Origin of the sequence: Dietzia sp. CW19 (assembly GCF_014145265.1) — a bacterium.
Classification (GTDB): Bacteria; Actinomycetota; Actinomycetes; order Mycobacteriales; family Mycobacteriaceae; genus Dietzia; species Dietzia natronolimnaea.
This window is the reverse complement of sequence record NZ_JAALEE010000091.1, coordinates 1-1,892: the sequence shown is the minus strand read 5'-3', so window position 1 is coordinate 1,892 and position 1,892 is coordinate 1. Positions and strand designations below refer to the sequence as shown.

Annotated in this window: 2 protein-coding genes; both read right to left on the bottom strand. The window is 71.6% G+C overall.

Features of this window, described 5'->3' with window-relative positions; all coding sequences use genetic code 11:
- On the bottom strand, positions 1-332 hold a 332-nt coding region (locus tag G6021_RS03310; RefSeq protein ID WP_347238907.1), incomplete at its 3' end, for a TIGR03089 family protein.
- Between the two features lie 37 nt (positions 333-369).
- On the bottom strand, positions 370-1,892 hold a 1,523-nt coding region (locus tag G6021_RS03305), incomplete at its 5' end, for an LCP family protein (RefSeq protein ID WP_241736409.1).

Sequence of the window (1,892 nt, the reverse complement as noted above, 5' to 3'; positions counted from 1 at the left end):
TCGGTCGGGTGGCGTTCCAGGCGGTCGGCGGTGGTGATCACCGCCACGGCGTCGTCGGCCGGCCCGGTCCGCACCTCGGCCCCCGCCCACCAGACGCCCAGGAGCACCCCGGCGGTGAGCCAGTGGGCCGGCAGGTCGCACACCACGACGTCACCCGGGGCCACGCCCACCTCGTCCCGCAGGAGCCCGGCGATCTTGGCGGCCCAGTTGGCGGTGGAGGTCACGGACAGCTCGATCCGGGACGGTGCTCCGAGGTCGTAGTGCGTGACCAGCGGCGCGCCCGGGTCCGCTGCGAGGAGCGGCTGGAGCACGGTGTCTGCGGCGGTGTTCACGGGTCGTCCTCCGGACGGTCGGTCGGGTGCGGCTCGGTCAGTTCACACAGGGGACGTCCGAACCACCGGCGTCGAAGGTCGGACGCTGCGCGATCGACGGTGGCAACGGGGCGTAGGTGGTGGTCTCGGGGGAGTAGGACTCGGTCGCGGAGGCGTCCCCCGTGGGACCGCTGTAGTCCTCCGCCAGGACCACGCGGACCGCCCCGGGGGGCACCGCGGGATCCACCTGGACGGGCAACCCGCCCAGCGCGTCGGAGACCGCGAACGCCGAGGGGTCGTCGGCCGAACCGGCGGCGACGTGGGAGGTGTACGCCGCTGCCGGATCGGTGAGCAGGTCCCCGACGGCATACCCGAGTTCGGACAGGGAACCGGAGACCCGGGCCGCCAGACCGTCGATCGCGGTGGTGTTGACCACCGAGACGGTCACGGCGGCGGGGTCCACCCCCGGGGTGCCGGTCTGCTCCTGTTCCTCCTCCACGTCGTCGGTACTGGCGAATCCGCCGACGAACTCCGCGACCTGGTCGGGGTCGACGGTGACGATGGACTCGCCCCATTCGGTGAAGGAGTCGATGCTCGTGACCGGGATGGTCTCGAACCGCACGTTCCCGCCGCTGATGTCCTGGAGCTTCATCGCGAAGTCCACGAAGTCCCAGTTCTCGTCGATGACGAACGACCGTCGGGCCGCGTCGACGAGCGCTCCGAGCTTCGTCGGGTCCGCGAGGGTGCCGGCGGACAGGGTCTTCTTGACCAGCTGGGACATGAACGCCTGCTGGCGGACGATCCGGTCGAGGTCGCCCGCGGGCAGGTCGTGCCGCTGACGCACGAAGCTCAGGGCGTCGGAGCCGGACACGGTCTGGACCCCGGCCCGGAAGTTCGCGCCGGACAGCGGTTCGTCGACGTCCTCGTTCAGGCACACCGGCACGCCACCGACGGCGTCGGTGAGCAGGACGAATCCCAGCAACCCGATCTCGGCGTAGTGGTCGGCCTGCACGCCGGTGAGATCGCGGACGGTGTTGATCAGCCCGTTGCGGCCGGCCTGGACGGCGTCGCGTTGGGCCTGCTCGGTGAGCGCACCGTCGGGGTCGTTCGCCACGGCCTCGTCGAGGTACGTCTGCTTGTATCCGGCGTAGACACCGTTGATCTTGCTGCCCCCGATGTCCCGGGTCTCCACGTAGACGTCCCGGGGGACCGAGATCGCGGTGGCCGAGCTCCCGTCCTCCGGGATCCGGATGAGCAGGATCGTGTCCGTGTTCTCGCCCTCGTCCTCGCCGGTCCGGACGGTGGCGAGTTCCTCCTGGCTGAGCGCGTTGCCCTGGGCGTCGGTGCGGTTGTCCGTCCCCACCAGGAGGATGTCGACGGCGCCGTCGAGCCCGCCGTCCCCCACGTCGAGACCTCCGGCGGAGGACAGGTCGGAGCTCAGACCGTTGAACAGCGACCAGCCCACGCCGGTCACCAGGAGGCAGAACACGGATGCCAGAGCGGCGAGGGTGCGGGCGATCCGCGAGCCCAGCGGGCGGGAGGGGGTCGCGTGACGCCGACCGCGCCCGGGGGCGGGTGCGC